This window comes from Kitasatospora gansuensis (genome assembly GCF_014203705.1).
In the GTDB taxonomy this organism is placed as follows: Bacteria; Actinomycetota; Actinomycetes; order Streptomycetales; family Streptomycetaceae; genus Kitasatospora; species Kitasatospora gansuensis.
The window spans coordinates 2382111-2405627 of sequence record NZ_JACHJR010000001.1; the positions used below are offsets into that span (position 1 = coordinate 2382111).

Here is a 23517-nt window from a genome sequence, read left to right on the forward strand (position 1 = left end):
TCTGACGCCCCGATACCAGGTGGCGAGCCGAGCTACCCCTGCAGGCCGTGGCCGGCACCGGAACCACTACGTCCGGTGAACGCCACGGACCGGCCGTGAATTCCCCACGATGGTCGCACGCCCGCCGCGACCGGGTCATCCCGATTTCCCCGCTCGGGACCGGGCCGGTAGACGTCGTACACGCCGGAGACCCGGAGCATCGCCCGCATCAGCAGCGGCAGGGTGGCCGCGGCCGGCAGCTCGACGGTGTAGCTGTGCCGGACCCGCAGCTGCTGCGGCGGCTCCACCTCGGCCGCGATGATGCCGACGCCCTCGGCCGAGATCGTCGCCGTCAGGTCGGCCAGCAGCCGGGGGCGGTTCAGCGCCTCGGCCCGCAGGGTCACCCGGAAGCCGTCGGCGGGGGCCGCGCCCGGCACCCAGCGCGGGCCGACCGGCTCCCGGCCGGCCGCCCGCAGCTCCTCGCCCACGGGGCAGTCGGTCCGGTGCACGGCCACCGCCCCGCCCCGGATCAGGTAGCCGGTCAGCTCGTCCGGCGGCACCGGCGTACAGCACCGGGACAGCCGTACCACCCCGCCCGAGCGGCCCGGCACGGTCACCGGCGCCTGCCGCCGCCCGGCGGACGGGACGGCGGCGGGCGCCGGTTTGGCCGCCCCCGTGTCCGACTGCGGCTCCGGCACCCCGGCCGGGCGGTCGGCCAGCCAGCGTTCGATGGCCAGCCTGGCCCCCGGCGTACGGACGTACTCCAGCCACTCGACGGCCGGGCCCGACGCCTCGGCGGCCTGCTCGGTCAGCACCGCCAGCACGTCGCCGTCCCGGAGCGGGGTGGAGAGCGCGACCAGCCGCCCGTTCACCCGGGCCCCCAGACAGCGGTGGCCGGTCTCCTCCCCCAACAGGTACGCGGCGTCCACGCAGCTCGCCCCGGCCGGCAGGTGCAGCGTCTCGCCCTGCTCGGTGACGGCGGTGATCTCCCGGTCGTCGGACAGGTCCGAGGTGAGCGCGGACCAGAAGGTGTCCGGGTCCGGGGTCTCCTGCTGCCACTCCAGCAGCCGGCTCAGCCAGCCGGGACGGGCCGGGTCGGTCCGCTCCGGGTCCTCCGGGCCGTCCTGGTGCGGATCGCCCAGGGCGACCACGCCGAACTCGGCCACCCGGTGCATCTCCCTGGTCCTGACCAGGACTTCGACCACCTCGCCACCGGTCAGGGCGACCGCCGTGTGCAGCGACTGGTACAGGTTGAACTTGGGCGCCGCCACGAAGTCCTTGAACTCCCCCGGCAACGGCGTCCAGCAGGTGTGCAGCTCGCCGAGCACCGCGTAGCAGTCGGCGTTCTCCTCCACCACCACCAACAGCCGTCCGAAGTCGGCGGGTTGGAGATCCTGCGGCAGCCCGTCGGGCCCGGCGGCGGCGGTCCGCTTGAGCAGCACCCGGTGGACGGACACGCAGTGCCGGGGCCGCACGGTGACCGTCGCCGTCACCCCGGACTCGGCCAGCTGCCGGGTCAGCGCATCGGCGAACGGCTGCAGCAGCTCCTCCGGACGCTCGTCGTACGCGGCGATCAGCGCACCGGTGCGGGCGTACTCCTCCGGGTGCAGAGTGGCGAACACGATGTCCTCCAACTCGGCCTTCAGCACCTGGATCCCGAGCCGCTCGGCCAGCGGGATCAGCACGTCCCTGGTCACCTTGGCGATCCGGATCCGGCTGGCGGGCTTCATGTGCCGGATGGTCCGCATGTTGTGCAGCCGGTCGGCGAGCTTGATCACCATCACCCGGACGTCGTCGCCGGTGGCCACCAGCATCTTCCGGAAGGTCTCCGCCTCGGCCGCGGCGCCGAAGTCCACCTTCTCCAACTTGGTGACGCCGTCCACCAGATAGGCCACCTCGGGCCCGAACTCCTCGGCCACCTGAGCCAGCGTCACCTCGGTGTCCTCGACCGTGTCGTGCAGCAGCGACGCCACCAAGGTCGTGGTCCCGGCCCCGAGTTGAGCCAGGATCATGGTCACCGCGAGCGGATGCGTGATGAACGGCTCGCCACTCTTCCGGGTCTGCCCCCGGTGACTGGCCTCCGCCGTCCGGTACGCCCGGCCGAGCAGCGCGAGGTCCGCCTGCGGGTGGTGGCGCCGGTGCGCCTCGACGATCGGCTCGATCGCGTCCGGCAGCGGGACACGGCCGGTGGCCAGCAGGGCGGCACGGCCGGCCCGACCCAGGGAGGCTCGGTTGAGTCTGCCCCGGGAGCGCTTTCCAGCCTCGGCTTCGATGGTCATCTGCACCTCCGGCAGCGATGGTCCATGCTACCGAGCAGAGCACGTTCCGCGAGCGCGTGCTCCCACACCGTCACCAACACCACCCGAACGGGGGGATTCACTCCGCCCCCGCCAGGGAAGTGCACACGGCTCGGAAGATAGGGGCTCGGGGAACTGCGACGCCGACCTCGGAAAACGTGATCCGTACGTAAGTGGTCAGGCACCTTCGCAGTGATACCCGCCAGCCACGAACCGTCGCCGTTCCCCGAGCCCCTGGATAGTGCAACCGAGCGCCCTGCAAAAAAGCTCAGCTTCAGATGTGCAGCGTCCCCGTGGCGACGATCTCCGCCGGTCCCGCCATCTCGATCCGGGCGTCCGGGTGTTCGGTGATCAGCAGGGTGCCACCGGGCAGGTCGACGGTGTAGGTGACCGCCTGGCCGGTGACCGAGGGGTCGAGGTGGTGGCGGCGGGCGGCCGCGACCGCCACCGCGCAGGCGCCGGTCCCGCAGGAGCGGGTCTCGCCGGAACCCCGCTCGTGCACCCGCATCGCGACGTGCTGTGGTCCGCGCTCCACCACGAACTCGACGTTGACCCCCTCGGGGTACACCCCGTCGGTGACGCCGGGTGCGGTGTAGAGGTCACCGGCCTGGGCCAGGTCGTCGACGAAGGCGACCGCGTGCGGGTTGCCCATGTTGACGTTGAGCGCGGGCCAGACGAGATCGCCGACCGTGACCTCGACGCCCTCGGAACCGGGCAGCCGGACCCGGCCCATGTCGACGGTGATCAGGCCGGGGCCGTCCGCGGTGTCCTCCGCGACCCGGACGTCCAGCACGCCGGCCCGGGTGGCCACCGGGATCAGACCCGGCTTGGCCAGCCCGGCCTCGATCAGGTAGCGGGCGAAGACCCGGATCCCGTTGCCGCACATCTCGGCGATCGAGCCGTCGGAGTTGCGGTAGTCCATGAACCACTCGGCCCGGTCGGCCAGGCCGACCGCCGCCGGGTCGGCCGCCGCGCGGACCACCCGGATCAGGCCGTCGCCGCCGATGCCGGCCCGGCGGTCGCACAGGGCGGCGACCTCGGCCGGGCCGAGGTCGAGCCGGCCGTCGCCGTCCGGGATGATCACGAAGTCGTTCTGGGTGCCGTGGCCCTTGAGGAAGGGGAGGCCGAAGGTCTTGGATGCGCTCACAGAGCCGATGGTACTGAGACCGGTCGGTCAGGAGGCGAGGTGGACCACTCGCCAGACGGCGAGGCCGACCGCGACCGCCGCGGCCAGGGTGTAGAGCGCGATCGCCTTGCGGCTCGCCCGCAGGCCACTGCCCCGGCGCGGGACGCCGGGCCACTTGTACCCGGCCATCCGGGCGGCCATCGCGCCCCAGCCGACCGAGGCGGCGGTGAGCAGCAGGCCGAGCATCCCGATCATCGCGGAGGCGCCGCCGCCGGAGCCGAAGGCGAGCGGGAAGGCGAACATCAGCGCACCGGCGGCACCGACCAGCACGATCGGCAGGGTCTGCCACCAGCGCAGCCGGCGGCGGGGCCGGATCTCCCGCTCGTGCACCACACCGGGCGCGGCCAGGTCGGCGAGGACGGGCAGGGCCAGGGCGTACGAGGTGGTCATCTGAGCTTCGGCCAACACCAGTTCGGCGCTGACGCTGCTCGGCAGTTCCTCGGTTTCGGGGCCGGTACCCGTGGACACGCGGCCTCCCCTGACGGTTCGCCACGAGCCAACTGACTCGCGGGCGGTAGGGGCGGCCCTCACGGCCGACCCCTGGTTGTTTTCGATAATGGCATGTCCGGTGCCGTCGACGCGGGTCCCATCGGGCCATCGGGTGATCCGTGGCCAGGACGTGATGTGCCCGTAACCCTCAGTTGGTCGTGCACCTGCAGCTGCACCGGCCGGATGGCCGGAAACCGCTCAGATCTGACGGTCGATCAGCTCCAGGGCCCGTCCCAGCAGCTCCGTCGGGTCCGCACCGGCCGGGCGGGCCAGCCAGTGGATCCGGTCGTCCCGGCGGAACCAGGACTCCTGGCGGCGGGCGAACCGCCTGGTCGCCCGTACGGTTTCGGCCTTCGCCTCCGGCTCGGTGCAGTCGCCCGCGAAGTGGGCCAGCACCTGCTGGTAGCCGAGCGCCCGGGAGGCGGTCAGCCCGTCCCGCAGCCCCTGTGCCTCCAGCGCGCGGACCTCGGCGAGCAGACCGTCCTCCCACATCCGGTCCACCCGGAGCTCGATCCGGCGGTCCAGCTCCGGGCGCTCCACCTGGACGCCGATCTGCACGGTGTCGTACACGGCGGTGTTGGTCGGCAGGCTGGCGGTGAACGGGCGGCCGGTGATCTCGATGACCTCCAGCGCCCGGACCACCCGCCGGCCGTTGCTCGGCAGGATCGCCGCGGCGGCGGCCGGGTCGAGCTCCGCCAGCCGCCGGTGCAGCGCGCCGCTGCCGAGCTGCTCGCACTCGGCCTCCAGCCGGGCCCGGACCGCCGGGTCGGTGCCCGGGAACTCCATCTCGTCGATCGCCGCCCGGACGTACAGCCCGGAGCCGCCGACCAGCACGGGCGTCCGGCCCTCGGCGAGCAGCCGGTCCATCTCGGCCCGGGCCAGCCGCTGGTACTCGGCGACGCTGGCGGCCTCGGTGACGTCCCAGATGTCCATCAGGTGGTGCGGGATGCCGCCGCGCTCGGCCGGGGTGAGCTTCGCGGTGCCGATGTCCATGCCCCGGTAGAGCTGCATCGAGTCGGTGTTGATCACCTCGCCGCCGAGCGTGCGGGCGAGGGCGACCGCCAGGTCGGACTTGCCCGCGGCGGTCGCGCCGACCACGGAGACGACGCGGGGCTGGGTGACGGAAGAGCTGCTCACGGGCCAAGTCTCGCAAAGATCGGGAGTGGCGCCGTGTCTCAGGCCGTCACTCTGGGGAAGATATGAACGGAATGACCTATTTTCTCCGTCCGCCGGGCGGACCCAGCAGAAGGAGAGCGACGGACATGGGCCTGATGGACAACCTCAAGGGCAAGGCCGAGGAGCTCAAGGACAAGGCCAGCGAGCTCGCGGGCAAGCACAACGAGAAGATCGACCACATGGTCGAGAAGACCGGCAGCGCGGTGGACAAGGCCACCAAGGGGAAGTACAGCGACAAGATCGAGTCCGGCACCAGCAAGGCCAAGGGCGCGGTGGACCACTTCGCCGCCAAGCCCAAGGACGAGGGACAGAGCTGACCGGCAGTCAGCTCCAGGAGGCCACGAAGTAGCCCACCCCGTAGGGGGCCTCGTCGTACCGCAGCCTCCCGTTCAGCCCGGCGCCCTGTGCAGCTCCCGCGAGGACCTGCCAGGGCGCCCGTCCGTCCGCCTGCAGCTCCGCCGACACCCGGGGGTCGAGCGCAGCCAGCGCGGCCAGATCCGCCGCACCCAGCGCCCGGGCCGCCTCGGCGTCGTAGCCCTCGGCCCGGTCGTCCAGGTAGCCCGGCGCCTTGACCGAACGGCAGGCGCTGCCGCCGCCGAGCACCAGCAGGCCGACCTTGTCGGCCAGTTCGGCCAGCCCGCCGCCCAGGCCCAGCAGCCGCTCGGCCGACGCGTCGGCCGGGACAGCACACGCGTGGGTGGGGGTGGTCGCCCCCGCCTGCTCCAGCAGCCACGCCCCGACCGCCAGCGACGGCGCCAGCTCCGGGCCTTCCACCCCGCCCGACGGCAGCCGCACCACCCGGGACACGCCGTACCGGTGGAACGAACCCACCCCGCCCTCGGTCCACACCCCGGCCTCCGGGCCGCCGCCGACCAGCACGATCAGCTCCGCCCCCGAGGCGAGCAACTCCCGCACCGCCGCCAGGCAGGCGGCCCGCAGCGGCTCCAGCTCGGGCGCCGCACCCGAGGCGACCTCGGGCACCAGCAGCGGCGGACAGGGGACTACGGCAGCGGCAACGAGCATGACGATCACCTTATGCAGATGCGGAGGTTGCACTATCCAGGGGCTCGGGGAACTGCGAGGAGATCTGGCGTGCGGGTCAAACTGCAAAGTGCCTGACCACGTACGGACGGATCGCCTTGTACGAGGTCGGCGTCGCAGTTCCCCGAGCCCCTGTCTTCCGAACGTCAGTCGCCGCAGCCGGTGACTACCGGCAAAGCCGCCGGGACGCCGATGGTGGGCAGGCCGAGCATGACGCCGGCCGGCTTCGGGGCCGGGAGGCCCTGCCGCTTCTCCCAGGCGTCGCCCGCGCGGGTGCGGCGGACGGCCAGGGTGGGGCCCTCGGCGAGCAGGTGGTGCGGGGCGGCGTAGGTGATCTCGACGGTCACCGTGTCGCCGGGGCGGACGGGCTCGGTGGGGCGGGTGAAGTGCACGAGGCGGTTGTCGGGGGCACGGCCGGAGAGCCGGTCGGTCCGGTCGTCCTTCTTGCCCTCGCCCTCGGCCACCAGGATCTCCAGCACCCGGCCGACCTGCTTCTTGTTCTCCTCCCAGGAGATCTCCTCCTGAAGGGCGATCAGCCGGTTGTAGCGGTCCTGGACCACGGCCTTGGGGATCTGCCCGTCCATCTCGGCGGCGGGGGTGCCGGGCCGCTTGGAGTACTGGAAGGTGAAGGCGTTGGTGAAGCGGGCCTCGCGGACCGCGTGCATGGTCTGCTCGAAGTCCTCCTCGGTCTCACCGGGGAAGCCGACGATGATGTCGGTGGAGATCGCCGCGTCCGGCATCGCCTCGCGGACCTTGCGGATGATGCCGAGGAAGCGTTCCTGCCGGTACGAGCGCTTCATCGCCCGCAGCACGGTGTCCGAACCGGACTGCATCGGCATGTGCAGCTGGTGCATCACGTTCGGGGTCTCGGCCATCGCGGCGATCACGTCGTCGGTGAAGTCGCGCGGGTGCGGCGAGGTGAACCGGATCCGCTCCAGGCCCTCGATCTGCCCGGCCGCCCGGAGCAGCTTGGAGAACGCCTCCCGGTCGCCCAGGTCGGAGCCGTACGCGTTGACGTTCTGGCCGAGCAGGGTGACCTCGATGACACCCTCGCCGACCAGCGCCTCGATCTCGGCCAGGACGTCGCCGGGACGGCGGTCCTCCTCCTTGCCGCGCAGCGCGGGGACGATGCAGAAGGTGCAGGTGTTGTTGCAGCCGACCGAGATGGCCACCCAGGCCGCGTACGCCGACTCGCGCCGGGTCGGCAGGGTGGACGGGAAGGTCTCCAGCGACTCCAGGATCTCCACCTGGGCCTGCTGCTCGATCCGGGCCCGCTCCAGCAACGCGGGCAGGTGCCCGATGTTGTGGGTGCCGAAGACCACGTCGACCCAGGGGGCCCGCTTCACGATGGTGTCGCGGTCCTTCTGCGCCAGGCAGCCGCCGACGGCGATCTGCATGTCCTTGTTCCGGGTCTTCGCCGGAGCGAGCTGGCCGAGGTTGCCGTACAGCTTGTTGTCGGCGTTCTCGCGCACCGCGCAGGTGTTGAAGACCACCAGGTCGGGATCACCCTCCTGGTCGGCCTTCACGTACCCGGCGTCCTCGAGCAGCCCGGAGAGGCGCTCGGAGTCGTGCACGTTCATCTGGCAGCCGTACGTGACGACCTTGTAGCTCTTGGAATCCTGGCTCGTACCCACGGACCCAAGAGTACGAGAACCGGATCGGGCTCCGTGACCCTCTCCCTTTCCCGGGCCCGGCCTGGCAGTATCCAACCCCATGACCTGGAGACCCGTCGCCCTGCCGCGCACGGTGGCCCGCAGCCGGCTCGGCCGGACGGCCGCCGCGTTGCTGCTGGTCGTGGGCGGTCTCGGCGGCTGGTGGCTGGCCGCGGCCGACCGCGCGGACTACCCGCGCGGGGAGATCGGGTTCGCCACCGGGGTCCAACGAGGTGTGTACGACCGGTACGGGCAGCTGCTCCGGACCTACCTGCACACCGCGATGCCCGGGGCGGAACTCCGGCTGGACAACTCGCAGGGCTCGATCGACAACCTGGACCGGGTCGCCTCCGGACGGGACTCGTTCGCGATCGCCACCGCCGACTCGGTGGCCAGCTACCGGGGCGACGGCAAGGACCGGCTGCGCGGGATAGCCCGGCTGTACGACGACTACCTGCAACTCGTGGTGCCCGCCGACTCCAAGGTGCAGCGGGCCTCGGACCTCAAGGGTCTGCGGGTCGGGGTCGGCCAGAGCCGGTCCGGGGTCCTGCTGGTGACGAAGCGTCTGCTGGCCTCGGCCGGGCTCGATCCCGACCAGGACGTCGCCGCGGCGAACCTCGGCGTCGGCGACGCGGCCGACCAGCTGAAGAACGGTCAGCTGGACGCCTTCTTCTGGTCCGGCGGGCTGCCCACCAGCGCGCTGAGCGATCTCTCCGACCAGTTCGCGATCCGGATCGTCCCGCTCGGCGACCTGGCCGAAGCGGTCGGCCACGGCGAGGGCGGCGGCGCCGACGCCTACCGCGCCGCCACCATCCCGGCCGACGCCTACCCCAAGGCCCGCCCCGCCGCGACGGCGGTCGCCACCCTGGCCGTCCCCAACCTGCTGATCACCCGCGACGACGTCGACCCGGCCCTGGTGGAGCGGATGACCCAGGCCGTCATCGACAGCCGCGACGCGATCGGCGCAGAGGTCCACGCCGCCCAGGTGGTGGACCTCCGCACCGCGGTCTACACCGACCCGCTGGCCCTCCACGAAGGCGCCCGGCGCTACTACCTTTCGGTCAAACCTTGAGTTGCACCACCCAGGGGCTCGGGGAACTGCGAGGAGATCTGGCGTTCGGGTCACTGCGAAAGTGCCTGACCTTGTACGCAGGTTGAACGCTCCCGAGGTCGGCGCCGCCGTTCCCCGGGCCCCTGCTCTGTCTACCGTGGCCGTGGGACGGTGAGGTGCACCGCGAGGCCCGTCGGGTTGACCGGGGCGAAGTCGAGGGAGCCGCCGCCGGCCAGCAGGAGGGTGCGGGCGATGGAGAGGCCGAGGCCGGAGCCGTCGACGTTCTGGTGGCGCGGGCTGCGCCAGAAGCGGTCGCCGATCCGGGCGAGTTCCTCTTCGGTGAGGCCGGGGCCGGCGTCGGAGACGGTCAGGGTGACCTCGCGTTTGCCGCGCTGGACGTCGAGCCGGACGGTCGCGCCGCTCGGGGTGAACTTGAGCGCGTTGTCGAGCACCGCGTCGAGCGCGCTGCCGAACCCGATCGGGTCGGCCAGCCCGATCGCGGTGGCGGGCCCGTCCCAGCCGAGCCGGATGCCGCGCTGGTCGGCGACCGGCCGCCACGCGTCGATCCGGGCCATCGCGAGGTCGGCGAGGTCGACCCGCTCCGGCTCGGGGCGGGCGTGTTCGGCGGTGGCCAGGCCGAGCAGGTCGTCGAGCACCCGGGCCAGCCGGACGCCCTCCTCGCGGACGGCGCCGAGCTCCGCGTCGTGGCCTTCCGGGAGTTCGAGGCCGAGCAGTTCGACCCGCAGCAGCAGGGCGGCCAGCGGGTTGCGCAGCTGGTGCGAGGCGTCCGCGACGAAGGCCCGCTGCTGGTCCAGGGCGATCAGGACGTTGTCCGCCATGTCGTTGAACGAGCGGGCCAGTCGCCGGAGTTCGGGTGGACCGCTGCTGGGGGCGACCCGGGCGTTCATCCGGCCGGTGGCGATGTCGTGGGTGGCCCGGTCCAGGGTGCGGACCGGGCGCAGCACCCAGCCGGTCAGCCGCATCGAGAGCAGTACGGCCGCGATCATGGCCAGTGACTCGCCTGCGGCGATGCCGAGCCAGCGGTAGAGAATCCGGGACCGCAGCGGGCCGGTGGGCGATTCGGTGATCACCACCGCGATCACGTCGCCGTCCCGGACCACCGGGGCGGCCACGGTGAGCGTCCGGTCGGGGGTCCAGGGCCAGGCCTGCGGCGGGTTCTGGCTGCGGCGGCCGTCCATCGCCTCCTGGAAGGCCTGGGCCGCGGAGCCGCCGGTCGGGACCTGCCAGCCCTCGGGGGCGACCGCCACCGCGCTGCCGTCCCGGTGGAAGATGCCGACCCGGATGCCGTACAGCTCGTGGTAGCGCTGGACCTCGCCGACCAGGGCGTGCAGGCGGCTGCCGTCGCCGTCCACGGGGGTGGGGTCACCCTTGACGGCGGTGCCCGCGGTCGGGCGGCCCTGGGTGGGCAGGCTCTGGGCGAACCGGGCGGCGTCGTCCATCCGGTCGACCACCACCTTGCTCTGCTCGGCGGCGGCCATCGCGGCCCCCAGCGGTACCCCGAGGGCGGCCAGGACGGCGGTCATCAGGGAGAGCAGGATGCCGAGCAGGCGGGTGCGCACGGGGGATCAGCCGGCCGGCTGCTCGGGGATCAGGCGGTAGCCGACCCCACGGACGGCCTCGACCAGGCCGGGCAGCGCGAGCTTGGTGCGCAGCGAGCCGATGTGCACCTCCAGGGTCCGGCCGTTGCCCTCCCAGCCGGAGCGCCAGACCTCGCTGAAGATCTGCTCCCGCCGGTAGACCACGCCGGGGCTCTGCGCGAGCAGCGCCAGCAGGTCGAACTCCTTGCGGGTGAGCGGGACGTCGCGGCCCTGCACGCTGACCCGACGGCGTTCGCGGTCGATCAGGATGCCCCTGGCCTCCAGCGGCCCGGCCTGGTTGCCGACCGGCTCGGCCGGCTCGGCGGCCAGGCCGCGGCGGGCCACCGCGTGGATCCGGGCGAGCAGTTCGCCCATGTCGTACGGCTTGGTGACGTAGTCGTCGGCGCCGAGGTTGAGGCCGTGGATCCGGGACCTGATGTCGGCCCTGGCGGTCACCATGATCACCGGGACGCCGCTGTGCGCGCGGATCCGGCTGCACACCTCGAAGCCGTCCCGGTCGGGCAGGCCGAGGTCGAGCAGCACCACCCGGTACGGGTCGCTGCCGTCCGGCACCAGCGCGTCCAGCGCCTCGTGGCCGCTGCGGGCGTGCCTGACCTGGAAGCCGTGCCGGCCGAGCACCGCGACCAGCGCGGCGGCCACCCGTTCGTCGTCCTCGACGAGCAGCAGTCGCATCCCGGTCCCTCCGTTCCATGTCCGATCCCTGCGGAGTATTGTCCAGTCCGCTCCGTCTGTCACGACCGGGCCGGTCCTCGGGACAGGGTGGGGACGACCCGGGTACGACGTGGCCGGATCGTGATCCTCAAGTAATCCTCAGATCGGCTGACGTGGCATGGTCAGCGCCCTAAGGTCGGCCCAACCGGGGGCTGCGAGCTCCGCCGGCGAACAGCCCCCGGCACCAGCACCGCCCCCTGTGAGGACAAACCTCCGGGGTACGCCCACGAGGGAGCCAGGCGCGATGACCGAGACCACCGTCAGTGACTCCACCGCCGCCCCGCTGGTGGTGCTGAGCGGTGTGAACAAGCACTTCGGCGCCCTGCACGTGCTCCAGGACATCGATCTGGAGATCCGTCAGGGCGAGGTCGTGGTGCTGATCGGCCCCTCCGGTTCCGGCAAGTCGACCCTGTGCCGGACCATCAACCGGCTGGAGACCATCGACTCGGGCGAGATCTCGATCGACGGCCGCCCGCTGCCCGCCGAGGGCAAGCAGCTGGCGAAGCTCCGGGCCGAGGTCGGCATGGTGTTCCAGAGCTTCAACCTCTTCGCACACAAGACCGTGCTGGAGAACGTGGTGCTCGGCCAGGTGAAGGTGCGGAAGGTCGCGCGCCCCGAGGCCGAGAAGACCGCGCACGCACTGCTGGAGCGGGTCGGACTGGCCGCGCACGCGGCCAAGTACCCGGCCCAGCTCTCCGGTGGCCAGCAGCAGCGGGTGGCGATCGCCCGCGCGCTGGCGATGAACCCCAAGGTGATGCTCTTCGACGAGCCCACCTCGGCGCTCGACCCGGAGATGATCAACGAGGTGCTGGAGGTCATGCGCAGCCTGGCCGCCGAGGGGATGACCATGGTCGTGGTCACCCACGAGATGGGCTTCGCCCGCTCCGCCGCCAACCGCGTGCTCTTCATGGCCGACGGCCGGATCGTCGAGGAGAACACCCCGGAGGCGTTCTTCACCGCGCCCCGCAGCGACCGTGCCAAGGACTTCCTTTCGAAGATCCTGCACCACTGAGGCCCCCGCTGACCTAGCGTCAGTCTTCTGTCATGCCCTGAACTCCCCGTGCCCGGACACTCCGTGGCCACACCAGAGGAGAGCTCCTTCCATGAGGACTCGTCGTACCATCGCTGCCGCCATGTCCGTGCTGGCCCTGACCGCCGTCGCGGCCTGTGGCAAGGAGGCCCCCGTGGCCGCCTCCGACACCACCGCCAAGCTGCCGACCTACACGGTGAAGACCGACGCCAAGGTGGAGGGCTCGAAGACCTTCGACGAGGCCAAGAAGCGCGGCAAGCTGATCATCGGCGCCAAGGCCGACCAGCCGTACCTCGGCTTCGAGAACGTCACCACCGGCACCCGCGAGGGTTTCGACATCGAGATCGCCAAGATGATCGCGGCCGACCTCGGCTTCGGCCCCGACAAGATCGAGTTCAAGACGATCGTCTCGGCCAACCGCGAGACCTCGCTGATGGGCGGTCAGATCGACTACTACGTCGGCACCTACACCATCAACGACAAGCGCAAGGAGAAGGTCGGCTTCGCCGGCCCGTACTACGTGGCCGGCCAGGACCTGCTGGTGCTCAAGGACAAGGCCGAGTTCACCGGCCCTGAGTCGGTCAAGGGCAAGAAGGTCTGCTCCGCCACCGGCTCGACCTCGGTGACGAAGATCAAGGAGTACGGCCCGGTCGACCCGGTCACCCAGTACGACACCTACGCCCAGTGCGTGGACAAGCTGCTCACCAACGAGGTCGACGCGGTCACCACCGACGACGCGATCCTCAAGGGCTTCGCGGCCAAGAACGCCGGCAAGCTCCGGGTGGTCGGCAAGACCTTCTCCAAGGAGCCCTACGGCATCGGCCTCGCCAAGGAGGACGCGGCCTTCCAGAAGGCCGTCGCCGCCGCGCTGAAGGCGCACGAGGACAACGGTGACTGGAAGAAGGCGTACGACGCCACCCTCGGTCTCTCGGGCGCTGCGGCTCCGGAGATCCCGGCCCTGACCAACTGACCCGTCCAGTAACGAAAGGAGGGCCGCCGGTATGGGCAGACTGTTCGAGAACGGCAACTTGGCGCTGTTCCGGGACGGCTTCCTGCAGACGGTCGAACTCAGCGCGCTGAGTGCGCTGTTCGCCCTGCTGCTGGGCACCCTGCTGGCGGCCTTCCGGGTCTCCCCGGTCCCGGTGCTCCGGCTCTTCGGCACCGTCTGGGTGAACACCTTCCGGAACACCCCGCTGACCGTGCTGTTCTTCGCGGTGGTCTTCGGACTCCCGCGCCTGGACGTGCACTTCGACAACTTCACGTTCGCGGTGATAGCCCTGTCCGCGTACACCGCCTCGTTCGTCTGCGAGGTGCTGCGCGCGGGCATCAACACCGTGCCGGTCGGCCAGGCCGAGGCGGCCCGCAGCCTGGGGATGACGTTCGGTCAGACCCTGACCCAGGTGGTGCTGCCGCAGGCGGGCCGGACCGTGCTGGGACCGATGAGCAGCGTGTTCATCGCGCTCCCCCGGAACTCGGCGATCGCCGGCGCGTTCAGCGTCTCGGAGCTGTACCACTTCCAGCAGACCATGACCGACCTCGGGTACGGCATCTTCCTGGTCTTCTTCTGGGTGGCGCTCGCCTACCTCTTCCTGAGCACCTGCGTGGCCCTGTTCTTCCGCTTCCTCGAAACCCGACTGGCGGTGGCCCGATGAGCGGCAGCGTCCTCTACGACGTCCCCGGCCCCCGGGCCCGGGCCCGCAACCTGGCCCTCGGCGTGCTCGCCGGCGCCGGTGTGCTCGGACTGCTCTGGTACGCGTACCGGAGCCTGACCGACGCCAGTCAGTTCACCGCGGCGATGTGGGACCCGTTCCAGTACAAGAACGCCCAGCAGATGATCGTGGACGGCCTGCTGGCCACCCTCAAGGCCTTCGCCACCGCGGCCGTGCTCTCGCTGATCCTCGGCACGCTGCTCGCGGCGGGCCGGCTCTCCGACCACAAGCCGGTCCGGGCAGTGTCCACGGCGATCGTGCAGTTCTTCCGGGCGATGCCGCTGCTGATCATGATCTTCGCGCTGTACCAGTCGCTGTTCACCAAGTCCCCGTTCTGGGGCCTGGTGATCGGACTGACCCTGTACAACGGCGCGGTCCAGGCCGAGGTCATCCGCTCCGGCATCAACGCCGTGCCGCGCGGACAGGGCGAGGCGGCCTACGCGCTCGGTCTGCGCAAGACCCAGGTGATGTTCACCATCCTGGTCCCGCAGGCGGTCCGCTCGATGCTGCCGGCCATCATCGGCCAGCTGGTGGTCACCCTCAAGGACACCTCGCTCGGCCTGATCATCACCTACCCCGAGCTGCTCTACGTCGGGAAGCTGATCGCCAGCAACACCGCCACTCCGGACGGGTACCCGTACATCCCGGTCACCATCATCATCGGCGCGATCTACATCACGCTGTGCCTCCTCCTCACGGCGCTCGCCAAGTGGCTCGAGGGCCGGAGCCGCCGCGGCGCGAACCGGCGCACACCTGCCGCTGCTTGACGGACACGCAGGTGATCTGTTGCATTGCTCTTCGTGACACCACCCGGGACCTCTGAGAGCCTGACTGCATATCCGGGCCGCATGCCCGGGCCGGATATGCGGTCGGGCTCCGCCGCTCTTTCGGCACCTCCGAGCACGTGCGAGGTCCCGCCGTGGATCCGGTGATCATCGTCGGGGCCGGTCCGGTCGGCCTGGCCCTGGCGCTCGCGCTGGCCAGGCAGGACGTGCCCAGCATCGTGCTGGACGAAGGCGCGGGGGTCTGCTCCGAGGGCCCCCGCAGCGTCGTGCTCACCCACGACAGCACCGCCTTCCTGGCCCGGCTCGGCTACCAGCGGGCCGCCTCCGACGCCGCGAGCTGGGACGCCTTCACCATCTGGCGCCGCCGCACCGAGGTGCTCCGGATGCCGCTGGACGGGATCACCCACCTGCCGCAGCACCGGCTGCACCGCGGCCTGCGGGACGCGGTCACCGCCACCCCGCTGATCCAGCTCAGTCCGCTCACCCGGCTGGTCGAGCTGGAGCAGGACAAGGACGGCGTCAGCGCACGGACCGTCAACTCACAGACCAACGCCGTCACCTGGTGGCGCGGCAGTCACCTGGTCGGCTGCGACGGGGCCCGCTCGACCGTCCGCAAGCTGCTCAAGGTGCGCTTCCCCGGCCGCCCGGCCGTCGACCGGCACGCGGTGGCCACCGTCCGGGTCGACCTGCCGTTCGCGGGCGAGGCCCGGCTGCACCGCGAACCCCCGTGGCGCGGCGACCGCGAGGCCTCCGCCCGGCCGCTCCCGGACGGGCTCTGGCGGCTCGACTGGCGGCTGCCCCCCGGCCGCCCGGCCGCCACCGCCCCGGTGGACCCACACGCCACCTGGCCCGGCATCGTCACCGGCGACACCCTGCTGGCCCGGGTGAAATCCACCCTCACCGGCTGGTGCGGCGAACTCCCCCCGTACGAGCTGCTGGCCGCCGCCGACCACACCGCCCAGCAGCGGCTGGCCGCCCGGTTCCGGGTCGGCCGCTGCTTCCTGGCCGGCGACGCCGCCCACCTGCACGGCGCACTCGGCATGCAGAACCTCGCCGACGGCCTGCGGGACGCCGACAACCTGTCCTGGCGGCTCGCGCTGGCCTGGCACCTGCACTCCGGCTCCACCCTGCTGGACGGCTACGAGACCGAACGGCGCGGTGCGGTCGGCGCCCGGCTGCGCGCCGTCGACCAGGCGATGCCGCTGCTCCGCCCGCTGCGCGGCTGGCAGCAGACCCGGCGGTCGCTGCTCACCGGCTCGTTCCGCAAGCACGCCCCGCTGCTGGCGGACGGTCAGCTCGGCACCGGCCGGTTCGGCGGCGCCCCCGCCTACCCCGAGGCGCCGTCCGGCATCCCCGGCCGGGTCCCGCCGCAGCGCGGCGGCCGGGGCACCTCGCTGACCGAACAGCTCCCGCCGACCGCCCCGGGGGTGCTCGCCCCCGACCTGCCGGTGATCACCACCGACGGCTCCACCGACCGGCTGCACGCCCGGCTCGGGGCCGGCTTCCTGCTGCTGCTGGTCGCCCCCGGCACCACGGTCTGGTCCTCCCAGCACTGGCTGTCGGCCGGCCTGATGCCCCGGCTGACCACGCTGGCCGCCGCTCTGCCGATCCCCACCGAGGTGCTGGTCACCGACCAGTACCCGGCGGCCGACCCGCACACCGTCCTGCTGATCCGCCCCGACGGCCACCTGGTCGGCTCCACCCACGGCGCCGAACCCGAGGCCCTCCAGGCCCTGGCCCAGCACGCCCGCGGCGGCCCGGCCCCGATCGCCAGCCCCTGACGGGCCGTCACCGGTGACGGCCCGTCAGGGGGCTACCGGGCGAACTCCACCGCGCGGCTCTCCCGGACCACGGTGATCCGTATCTGCCCCGGGAAGGTGAGCTCCTCGGCCACCCGCTTGGCCACCTCACGGGCGATCACCTGGGCGCCGATGTCGTCGACCAGCTCCGGCTGGACCATCACCCGGACCTCGCGGCCGGCCTGCATCGCGTACACCTTGGCGACGCCCTCGAACTCCCGGGCGATCTCCTCCAGCCGCTCCAGCCGCCGGACGTGCACCTCCACCGACTCCTTCCGCGCGCCGGGCCGCCCGCCCGAGCAGGCGTCGGCGGCCTGGGTCAGCACCGCCTCCACGGTCTGCGGCTCGACCTCGCCGTGGTGCGCCGCGATGGCGTGCACCACCTCCGCCGACTCGCCCCAGCGCCGGGCGTACTCGGCGCCGACCGCCGCATGACTGCCCGTCACCTCGTGGCTGAGCGCCTTGCCCACGTCGTGCAGCAGGGCGGCCCGCCGCACCAGCGCCGCGTCCGCGCCCAGCTCGGCCGCCATCAGCCCGCCCAGGTTGGCGCTCTCCACCAGGTGCCCGAGGACGTTCTGTCCGTACGAGGTCCGGTACCGCAACTGCCCCAGCAGCCGGACCAGTTCCGGCTCCATCTCGCCCACCTTCGCCGCCAGCAGCGCGTCCTCGCCCGCCCGGACGCAGAGCCGGTCGACCTCCCGCAGGCTGCGGGCGTGCACCGTCTCGATCCGGGCCGGCTGGATCCGGCCGTCCGAGACCAGCACCTCCAGGGTGAGCCGGGCCGCCTCCCGGCGCACCGGGTCGAAGCAGGACAGCTGGACGACGCCGGGGGTCTCGTCCACCACCAGGTTGACGCCGGTGACGGCCTCGAAGGCGCGGATGTTCCGCCCTTCCTTGCCGATGATCCGGCCCTTCAACTCCTCGCCGGGCAGCCGGAACACCGAGACCGCGGTCTCCGCCGTCTGCTCGCCGGCCAGCCGCTGCACCGCGCCCGCGACGATCTCCCGGGCCCGGGCCTCGCCGTCCTCGTGGGCCCGCCGCTCGATCTCCCGGACGGTGACCGCCGCCGCCCGGCGGGCCTCGCTCTCGGCCTCCCGCAGCACCTCGGCCCTGGCCTGACCGGCCGTCAGGCCGGCCAGCCGCTCCAGCTCCCGGCGCCGCTCGGCCTCCAGCTCGGCGACGGCCGCCTCACGCCGCTCCAGCTCGGCCCGCCGCCGGCCCACCTCGGCCTCGACGAACTCCACCGCGCCGACCGCCCGTCGCTCGGTGAGCCGCACCCAGCGGAACACCGCCCAGCCCAGCAGCAGCAACGCCCCGACGCACCCCATCGCGATCCACATCGGGCACCGCTCCGTCCTGCTCAGCACACATTTCTGTGAGGCTAAGCGCGGGTCACGAAACGGTCAAGATGCGTCGATGATCCATCACATCCGGGCGCTGAAAGTCCATCAGTCCTCCTCCGCGAGCACGTCCTTCACCGCGCGGAAGGCCAGCCCCTCGGAGTAACCCCGCCGGGCCAGCATGCCGACCAGCCGCCGCGTCCTGACCTGGGGGTCGAGGGCCCGCACCGTCCGCAGCTTGCGGCGGACCAGCTCGCGCGCGGCCTCCTCCTCGTCCTCACTGTCGACCTGCTCCAGTGCTCGCTCGACCAGCTCCCCGGCCACCCCGCGCTGCCGCAGCTCCTGGGCCAGCGCCCGGCGGCCGAGACCGCGGACGGCGTGCCGGGACTCGACCCAGGCGGCCGCGAACGCCCCGTCGTCGATCAGCCCGACCTCCTCGTAGCGGTCCAGCACCTCGGCGGCCACCTCGTCGGGGATCTCCTTTTTGCGCAGCGCGTCGGCCAGCTGCTTGCGGGTCTTCGCCGTGCCGGTGAGCAGCCGCAGACAGATGTCGCGGGCCTGGGCGGCCGGGTCGGTGGGCGCGGCCGCGGCCCGCCGCTCCCGCTTGGGCCGACGCTTCGGCTCCGGCGGTTCGGCGGGCTGCTCCGAGGGCAGCGGCGCCAGCTCCGTCCGGCGCCGCCGCCGGCCGCCGGTCAGCTCGGAGGCCCGGAGCAGACCCGGAAACACCTCGGTGCCGGATTCGTCCGAACCCGGCACCTCGGCATCGCTCTCGTGCGTCAACGTCGGCTCAGCTCTTCGCCGCCGCCGTCTTCTTCGCGGCTGCGGTCTTGGCGGCCGGCTTGGCCTCCTCGTCGGTGGCGACGGCCGCGTCGGCCGCCGGGGCCTCCTCGCCCTCCACCTTCGGGCCGATACCGAGCTTCCGCTTGATCTTCAGCTCGATCTCCTCCGCCAGCTGCGGGTTGTCGCGCAGGAAGTTGCGGGCGTTCTCCTTGCCCTGGCCGAGCTGGTCGCCCTCGTAGGTGTACCAGGCGCCGGCCTTGCGGACGAAGCCGTGCTCGACACCCATGTCGATCAGGCCGCCCTCCCAGCTGATGCCGTGGCCGTAGAGGATGTCGAACTCGGCCTGCTTGAACGGGGCGGCGACCTTGTTCTTGACCACCTTGACGCGGGTGCGGTTGCCGACCGCCTCGGTGCCGTCCTTCAGGGTCTCGATCCGGCGGATGTCCAGCCGGACGGAGGCGTAGAACTTCAGCGCGCGGCCACCGGTGGTGGTCTCGGGCGAGCCGAACATCACACCGATCTTCTCGCGGAGCTGGTTGATGAAGATCGCGGTGGTGTTCGACTGGTTCAGCGCGCCGGCGATCTTCCGCAGGGCCTGGCTCATCAGACGGGCCTGCAGACCGACGTGCGAGTCGCCCATCTCACCCTCGATCTCGGCGCGCGGCACGAGCGCCGCGACCGAGTCGATGATGATCAGGTCGACCGCGCCGGAGCGGATCAGCATGTCGGTGATCTCGAGCGCCTGCTCGCCCGTGTCCGGCTGGCTGACCAGCAGGGCGTCGGTGTCCACACCGAGCTTCTTGGCGTACTCCGGGTCGAGGGCGTGCTCGGCGTCCACGAACGCCACCGTGCCGCCGAGCTTCTGGGCGCTGGCCGCCGCGTGCAGCGTCAGCGTGGTCTTGCCGGAGGACTCCGGGCCGTAGATCTCGATCACCCGGCCACGCGGCAGCCCGCCGACGCCGAGTGCGACGTCCAGCGCGGTGGAGCCGGTCGGGATCACCTCGATCGGCTCGTTGGCCTTCTCACCGAGGCGCATCACCGAGCCCTTGCCGAACTGCCGCTCGATTTGGGCGAGTGCGGTCTCAAGGGCCTTCTCGCGGTCCGTACCTGCCATGGGTTCCACCCTCGGGTTCTGTCCTGTGCGCTTCATCGTTCTCGACGCTAGCGCGTCCCACTGACAATCCACCCCGAATGGGTCGCGCCTGTGGAAAACTCGCCGTGAGCCAGTATAGGGAACATCAGTTCGATTCAAGTCAACCGACCCACCGGCCACGCCCTCAGCCGGGTGATAGCGGCCAATGGCCCGGCCCGGCCGCTACCCATGGACGCATGATCATCCGTACCGGACGGCGCCGGACCACCGCCGTCCTCCTCGCCCTGACCGCCTTCCTGCTGCCCACCGCCGCCTCGGCCACCGCCCCCGCGCCGACCCGCCGCGAGCTGCCCGAACCGCCGCCCGAGCCGGTGGTCCGGGTCGAACTGGCCGAGCTCACCGTCGCCGACCCGCACCCGATGACCGGCTACACCCGGGAGAAGTTCCCGCACTGGGTGAAGCAGTACGGCACCTGCGACACCCGCGAGGTGGTGCTCGCCCGGGACGGCGAGGACGTCACCCAGGACAGCCTCTGCCGAGCCGTCACCGGCACCTGGACCAGCCGCTACGACGGACGGCTGCTCACCGCCGCGAGCCAGGTCGACATCGACCACATGGTCCCGCTCGCCAACGCCTGGCGCTCCGGCGCCGACACCTGGGACACCCCCACCCGCCGGGCCTTCGCCAACGACCTCGACAACTCCCAGCTGATCGCGGTCTCGGCCGCCTCCAACCGGGCCAAGGCCGACAAGTCACCGGCCGACTGGCGCCCCACCGACCAGACCTACTGGTGCACCTACGCCCGGGCCTGGACCCACATCAAGAGCCTGTACAAGCTCAACGTCACCGCCCCCGAGGCGGACAGCCTGAACGAGATGCTCGACACCTGCCCGCTGTAAAACGCGAGGGCGGTCACCCCCGTCAGGGGTGACCGCCCGTCAGCTCTCGCTCTGTCAGTTGTCGTTCCGGTCGTTCCGGTCGTTCCGGTCGTCCCCGTCGCGCCGGTCCTTCGAGGACCCGCGCACCATCTGCCGCAGCCTGCGGGCCGCCTGCCGCCGGCGCTCGCGCCGCCCCTTGCGGTCCGCACCCCGGTCGATCCGAGGGTCGGTGGCCACCTCGTACCGCCGCACGTACGTCCCGACGAACCCCTGCAGGGTGGCCGCCACCGGGATCGCGATCAGCGCGCCGACCGCGCCGAGCAGCGCCGCCCCCGCGATCACCGAGCCGAACGCCACCGCCGGGTGCACGTCCACCGTCCGGGCGGTGATCCTCGGGTGCAGCAGGTAGTTCTCGATCTGCTGGTAGACGATCACGAAGACCAGCACCCAGAACGCGTCCACCGGCTCCACGGTCAGCGCCACCAGGATCGGCAGCGCACCCGCCAGGTACGTCCCGATGGTCGGCACGAACTGCGACATGACGCCGACCCAGACCGCCAGCGCCGCCGCGTACGGCAGGCCGAGGATGCTGAACATGATCCAGTGCGCCAGGGTCGAGGCGATCGCCAGCAGTGCCCGCGAGTAGAGGTAGCCGCCGGTCTTGGCCAGCGCGATCTCCCAGGCCCGGAGCACCTCGGCCTGCTTGGCCGGCGGCAGCAGCGAGCAGACGGTGCGCCGCACCCTGGGTCCGTCGGCGGTGAAGTAGAAGGTGAACAGGCCGACCGTGAAGGCCTGGAACAGCCCGCCGATCAGGGTGCTGGAGACGCCCCAGACGTTGTCGGCGGCCTGCTGGGCGTACTTCTCGATGTTGCCGGAGTCCTTGAGCAGCTTCTCCTGCAGCTGGTCCAGCGAGACGTTCTGATGGAACGTCCGGTTGAACCAGCCGAGCAGGTTCTCCACCAGGTGCGGCAGGTCACCGGCGATCTTCGCGACCTGGTCGACCAGCAGGGTGCCGAGTGCGGTGAGGAACCCGGCGATGGCGACCGCGAGCCCGATGAAGACCAGGAAGGTCCCGAGCCCCCGGCGCACCCCGCGCGCCGCCATCCGGTCCACGGCCGGCTCCATCGCCAGCGACAGGAAGAACGCCACCAGCAGCATCACCAGCAGGTCGATCAGCTGCCGGAACGCCCAGTCCACCAGCTGGAACGCCCCGACCAGCAGCAGTGCCAGCACCATCGCCCGGGGCAGCCACTTCGGCATCCCCTGCCCCCAGAGGGAGTCCCCTCTGGCCACCATTCTCTCGGTCGGGGCGGTGTGCGGTTCGGACGGGTGTTCGGGAATCTGAGGATCAGAGCTACTGGCCACCCGCCCAGTCTTACCCAAAGCTCAGCGCAGCAGCGCCGACACCCCCTGGGTCCGGCAGACCACCCGCCAGACCTCCTTCGCTTCCCAACCGGCCTCCAGCGCCTGACGGACCGTCCGCCCGCCCAGCTCGGACATCAGGTGGTCGGCGGCGAAGGACTCCGCGTACGCCTCGCCGAAGTGCTCGTACATCCGTCGCCAGAACTCGGTCAGCCTCATGCCCCCAAGTATCCCGAACCGGCGTTCAAGGCCGAAGCTCGCGCAGGGTGTACGCGGTCAGCAGCAGGGCGAGACCGTGCGCCGTGCCGACCTCCGCGCCGGTCAGCTCGGCGATCCTGGCCAGCCGGTTGTCGACGGTGTTCGGGTGCAGCCCGAGCACCCGGGCGGTCCGCCGCCGGTCCTGCCGCTCGGCCAGGTGGGCCCGCAGGGTGGCCAGCAGCTCAGGCCGCTCGTAGACCGGGTCGAGCAGCGCGGCCAGCCCGGCGCTGCTCTCGTCCGGCCGGGACAGGTGGTACTCGAGCTGGACGTCCGCCAGCCGGTGCAGGCCCGGCGGGCGGCCCAGCACCCCGGCCAGCCGCAGCACCTCGGCCGCGGTCCGGGCCGCCGCCGCGATCCCGGCCCCGCTGTCGGCGGGCTGCACCGCCACCCGCACCGGGGCACCGGCCGCCCGTTCCAGACGCTCGGTCAGCTCGCCCGGCAGCTCCGGCAGTTCGCCGGCCTCGTCCCGGGGCAGCACCAGCACGCCGCTGTCCGCCTCCAGCCACGCCAGCGGGTCCGGGCCGAACAGCCGCTCCACCACCGTGCCCAACCGCCGCGCCAGCCGCCGCCCGGCCACCGGCTCCGGCGCCCCGCCCGGCAGCTCGGCCCGCAGCCGCAGCACCAGACCACCACCCGCCACCCCGAGCTGCCGGTACCGGGCCGGAGTCAGCGGAAAGCCCTCGACCAGCGCCCGGACCAGCGCCCGGCGCTCCTCCCTGGCCTCCGACTCCAGCGCCGCCCGCTCCTCCAGATAGCTCTCCGCCACTGCCGGGACGATCCTGGCCTGCCCGAGCAGCAACCACCCGGCCAGCTCGTTCAACGCCGCCTCATCCCCCGGCTCGGCACTCTCGCAGAGCGCCTGCCAGAGCACGTGCTGCCCCAGCAGGTGCGTCCCGAGCAACAGGTGCAGCGGCACCCCCTCCTCCGCCCGCTGAGCCGCCCGCTCCCGGAAGTACCGGTACTCGAGATCCCCCTCCTCGGCCCGCCCCTCGACCCGCCGCAGAAACAGCCGGACGGCATGCCGGGCCGTCGCCGCCATCTCGACGTCCTTGACCTCCCCCGGCAACTCCTCGTACCGCGGCAGCCGCTCGAACGCCTGCCCCGTCATCCGCCGGGCCAGCTCGTTGATCCGCCCCTCACACCGCCCGGCCACCGCCAACGCCGCGGGCGACAGCTCCACCACTCCTCCTCATACGGTTCGGAAGACAGGGGCTCGGGGCTCTGCTGATGTGCGGCTCCGCCGCGCGGGCGACGCCGACCTCTAGGCAGCCGCTCAACCCTC

22 protein-coding genes are annotated in these 23517 nt (G+C 72.0%); 8 read left to right on the plus strand and 14 right to left on the minus strand.

The features are described 5' to 3' along the window. Positions 1-32 precede the first annotated feature (32 nt). The 4 genes from F4556_RS10420 to miaA form a co-directional block, all read right to left on the minus strand. On the minus strand, positions 33-2258 hold the full coding sequence (locus F4556_RS10420; RefSeq protein ID WP_184913649.1) for a RelA/SpoT family protein: 2226 nt from the start codon (positions 2256-2258) through the stop codon (positions 33-35). 292 nt (positions 2259-2550) lie between these two features. Then, complete coding sequence (dapF, locus tag F4556_RS10425; RefSeq protein WP_184913651.1) at positions 2551-3423, minus strand: diaminopimelate epimerase; 873 nt, start codon at positions 3421-3423, stop codon at positions 2551-2553. Positions 3424-3450: 27 nt separating this feature from the next. Then, the gene (locus tag F4556_RS10430; protein WP_184913653.1) at positions 3451-3930 is read right to left on the minus strand and encodes a hypothetical protein; all 480 of its coding nucleotides are present in this window, start codon (positions 3928-3930) and stop codon (positions 3451-3453) included. A 219-nt stretch (positions 3931-4149) separates the two neighbouring features. After that, a complete protein-coding gene (gene miaA / locus F4556_RS10435; RefSeq protein WP_184913656.1) occupies positions 4150-5088 on the minus strand; it encodes a tRNA (adenosine(37)-N6)-dimethylallyltransferase MiaA in 939 nt (312 codons plus the stop codon). 125 nt (positions 5089-5213) lie between these two features. On the opposite strand from miaA, the gene F4556_RS10440 reads away from it, so the two are divergent. Further along, a complete protein-coding gene (locus tag F4556_RS10440; RefSeq protein ID WP_184913658.1) occupies positions 5214-5444 on the plus strand; it encodes an antitoxin in 231 nt (76 codons plus the stop codon). Positions 5445-5451: 7 nt separating this feature from the next. Here the strand turns inward: F4556_RS10440 and F4556_RS10445 are convergent, their stop codons facing one another. Together F4556_RS10445 and miaB are read right to left on the minus strand one after the other, a co-directional pair. Beyond that, entirely contained in the window at positions 5452-6150 is a 699-nt protein-coding gene (locus tag F4556_RS10445) for a class III extradiol dioxygenase subunit B-like domain-containing protein (protein ID WP_184913660.1), read from the minus strand. A 164-nt stretch (positions 6151-6314) separates the two neighbouring features. Beyond that, entirely contained in the window at positions 6315-7802 is a 1488-nt protein-coding gene (gene miaB, locus F4556_RS10450) for a tRNA (N6-isopentenyl adenosine(37)-C2)-methylthiotransferase MiaB (RefSeq protein ID WP_313068242.1), read from the minus strand. A 79-nt stretch (positions 7803-7881) separates the two neighbouring features. Here miaB and F4556_RS10455 point away from each other — a divergent pair, with 79 nt between their 5' ends. Beyond that, positions 7882-8892, plus strand: coding sequence for a TAXI family TRAP transporter solute-binding subunit (locus F4556_RS10455; protein WP_184913664.1), 1011 nt, complete (start codon positions 7882-7884; stop codon positions 8890-8892). Between the two features lie 131 nt (positions 8893-9023). Here the strand turns inward: F4556_RS10455 and F4556_RS10460 are convergent, their stop codons facing one another. Together F4556_RS10460 and F4556_RS10465 are read right to left on the minus strand one after the other, a co-directional pair. Beyond that, positions 9024-10451: a sensor histidine kinase gene (locus F4556_RS10460; protein ID WP_184913666.1), complete on the minus strand. Its 1428-nt coding sequence runs from the start codon at positions 10449-10451 to the stop codon at positions 9024-9026. 6 nt (positions 10452-10457) lie between these two features. Then, positions 10458-11162: a response regulator transcription factor gene (locus F4556_RS10465; protein WP_184913668.1), complete on the minus strand. Its 705-nt coding sequence runs from the start codon at positions 11160-11162 to the stop codon at positions 10458-10460. 283 nt (positions 11163-11445) lie between these two features. Here F4556_RS10465 and F4556_RS10470 point away from each other — a divergent pair, with 283 nt between their 5' ends. From F4556_RS10470 to F4556_RS10490, 5 genes are all read left to right on the plus strand, one after another. Beyond that, positions 11446-12213, plus strand: coding sequence for an amino acid ABC transporter ATP-binding protein (locus tag F4556_RS10470; protein ID WP_184913670.1), 768 nt, complete (start codon positions 11446-11448; stop codon positions 12211-12213). Between the two features lie 91 nt (positions 12214-12304). Continuing rightward, a complete protein-coding gene (locus F4556_RS10475; protein WP_184913672.1) occupies positions 12305-13201 on the plus strand; it encodes a glutamate ABC transporter substrate-binding protein in 897 nt (298 codons plus the stop codon). A gap of 31 nt (positions 13202-13232) precedes the next feature. Continuing rightward, positions 13233-13883, plus strand: a complete 651-nt coding sequence (locus F4556_RS10480; RefSeq protein WP_184913674.1) for an amino acid ABC transporter permease — start codon at positions 13233-13235, stop codon at positions 13881-13883. Next, a complete protein-coding gene (locus F4556_RS10485; RefSeq protein ID WP_184913675.1) occupies positions 13880-14707 on the plus strand; it encodes an amino acid ABC transporter permease in 828 nt (275 codons plus the stop codon). Before F4556_RS10480 ends, F4556_RS10485 begins: the two co-directional genes overlap by 4 nt. A 152-nt stretch (positions 14708-14859) precedes the next feature. Beyond that, complete coding sequence (locus F4556_RS10490; protein WP_184913677.1) at positions 14860-16506, plus strand: FAD-dependent monooxygenase; 1647 nt, start codon at positions 14860-14862, stop codon at positions 16504-16506. Between the two features lie 32 nt (positions 16507-16538). Here F4556_RS10490 and rny read toward each other — a convergent pair whose 3' ends face one another. The 3 genes from rny to recA form a co-directional block, all read right to left on the minus strand. After that, the gene (gene rny, locus F4556_RS10495; RefSeq protein ID WP_184913679.1) at positions 16539-17864 is read right to left on the minus strand and encodes a ribonuclease Y; all 1326 of its coding nucleotides are present in this window, start codon (positions 17862-17864) and stop codon (positions 16539-16541) included. 108 nt (positions 17865-17972) lie between these two features. Continuing rightward, positions 17973-18644: a regulatory protein RecX gene (locus tag F4556_RS10500; protein ID WP_221503580.1), complete on the minus strand. Its 672-nt coding sequence runs from the start codon at positions 18642-18644 to the stop codon at positions 17973-17975. A gap of 7 nt (positions 18645-18651) precedes the next feature. Beyond that, positions 18652-19758 (minus strand): recombinase RecA, encoded by a 1107-nt coding sequence (gene recA / locus F4556_RS10505; protein ID WP_184913681.1) that lies wholly within the window; start codon positions 19756-19758, stop codon positions 18652-18654. A 215-nt stretch (positions 19759-19973) separates the two neighbouring features. On the opposite strand from recA, the gene F4556_RS10510 reads away from it, so the two are divergent. Beyond that, positions 19974-20636 carry an HNH endonuclease family protein gene (locus F4556_RS10510; protein ID WP_184913682.1) on the plus strand — a complete coding sequence of 221 codons (663 nt, stop codon included), beginning with the start codon at positions 19974-19976 and terminating at the stop codon, positions 20634-20636. A gap of 54 nt (positions 20637-20690) precedes the next feature. On the opposite strand, the gene F4556_RS10515 is transcribed toward F4556_RS10510, so the two are convergent. The 3 genes from F4556_RS10515 to F4556_RS10525 form a co-directional block, all read right to left on the minus strand. Further along, entirely contained in the window at positions 20691-21875 is a 1185-nt protein-coding gene (locus tag F4556_RS10515; RefSeq protein ID WP_376775680.1) for an AI-2E family transporter, read from the minus strand. Positions 21876-22001: 126 nt separating this feature from the next. Beyond that, positions 22002-22196 carry a DUF3046 domain-containing protein gene (locus F4556_RS10520; RefSeq protein WP_184913687.1) on the minus strand — a complete coding sequence of 65 codons (195 nt, stop codon included), beginning with the start codon at positions 22194-22196 and terminating at the stop codon, positions 22002-22004. 25 nt (positions 22197-22221) lie between these two features. Then, entirely contained in the window at positions 22222-23415 is a 1194-nt protein-coding gene (locus tag F4556_RS10525; protein ID WP_313068243.1) for a PucR family transcriptional regulator, read from the minus strand. Positions 23416-23517 lie beyond the last annotated feature (102 nt).

Excerpts from the sequence above, each read along its gene's own strand:
- F4556_RS10455 (WP_184913664.1), top strand. The coding sequence starts at position 7,882 with ATGACCTGGAGACCCGTCGCCCTGCCGCGCACGGTGGCCCGCAGCCGG.
- F4556_RS10515 (WP_376775680.1), bottom strand. The coding sequence starts at position 21,875 with ATGCCGAAGTGGCTGCCCCGGGCGATGGTGCTGGCACTGCTGCTGGTC.
- F4556_RS10420 (WP_184913649.1), bottom strand. The coding sequence starts at position 2,258 with ATGACCATCGAAGCCGAGGCTGGAAAGCGCTCCCGGGGCAGACTCAAC.
- F4556_RS10465 (WP_184913668.1), bottom strand. The coding sequence starts at position 11,162 with ATGCGACTGCTGCTCGTCGAGGACGACGAACGGGTGGCCGCCGCGCTG.
- F4556_RS10475 (WP_184913672.1), top strand. The coding sequence starts at position 12,305 with ATGAGGACTCGTCGTACCATCGCTGCCGCCATGTCCGTGCTGGCCCTG.
- rny (WP_184913679.1), bottom strand. The coding sequence starts at position 17,864 with ATGTGGATCGCGATGGGGTGCGTCGGGGCGTTGCTGCTGCTGGGCTGG.
- F4556_RS10480 (WP_184913674.1), top strand. The coding sequence starts at position 13,233 with ATGGGCAGACTGTTCGAGAACGGCAACTTGGCGCTGTTCCGGGACGGC.
- F4556_RS10485 (WP_184913675.1), top strand. The coding sequence starts at position 13,880 with ATGAGCGGCAGCGTCCTCTACGACGTCCCCGGCCCCCGGGCCCGGGCC.
- F4556_RS10510 (WP_184913682.1), top strand. The coding sequence starts at position 19,974 with ATGATCATCCGTACCGGACGGCGCCGGACCACCGCCGTCCTCCTCGCC.
- recA (WP_184913681.1), bottom strand. The coding sequence starts at position 19,758 with ATGGCAGGTACGGACCGCGAGAAGGCCCTTGAGACCGCACTCGCCCAA.
- F4556_RS10445 (WP_184913660.1), bottom strand. The coding sequence starts at position 6,150 with ATGCTCGTTGCCGCTGCCGTAGTCCCCTGTCCGCCGCTGCTGGTGCCC.
- F4556_RS10520 (WP_184913687.1), bottom strand. The coding sequence starts at position 22,196 with ATGAGGCTGACCGAGTTCTGGCGACGGATGTACGAGCACTTCGGCGAG.
- F4556_RS10440 (WP_184913658.1), top strand. The coding sequence starts at position 5,214 with ATGGGCCTGATGGACAACCTCAAGGGCAAGGCCGAGGAGCTCAAGGAC.
- F4556_RS10470 (WP_184913670.1), top strand. The coding sequence starts at position 11,446 with ATGACCGAGACCACCGTCAGTGACTCCACCGCCGCCCCGCTGGTGGTG.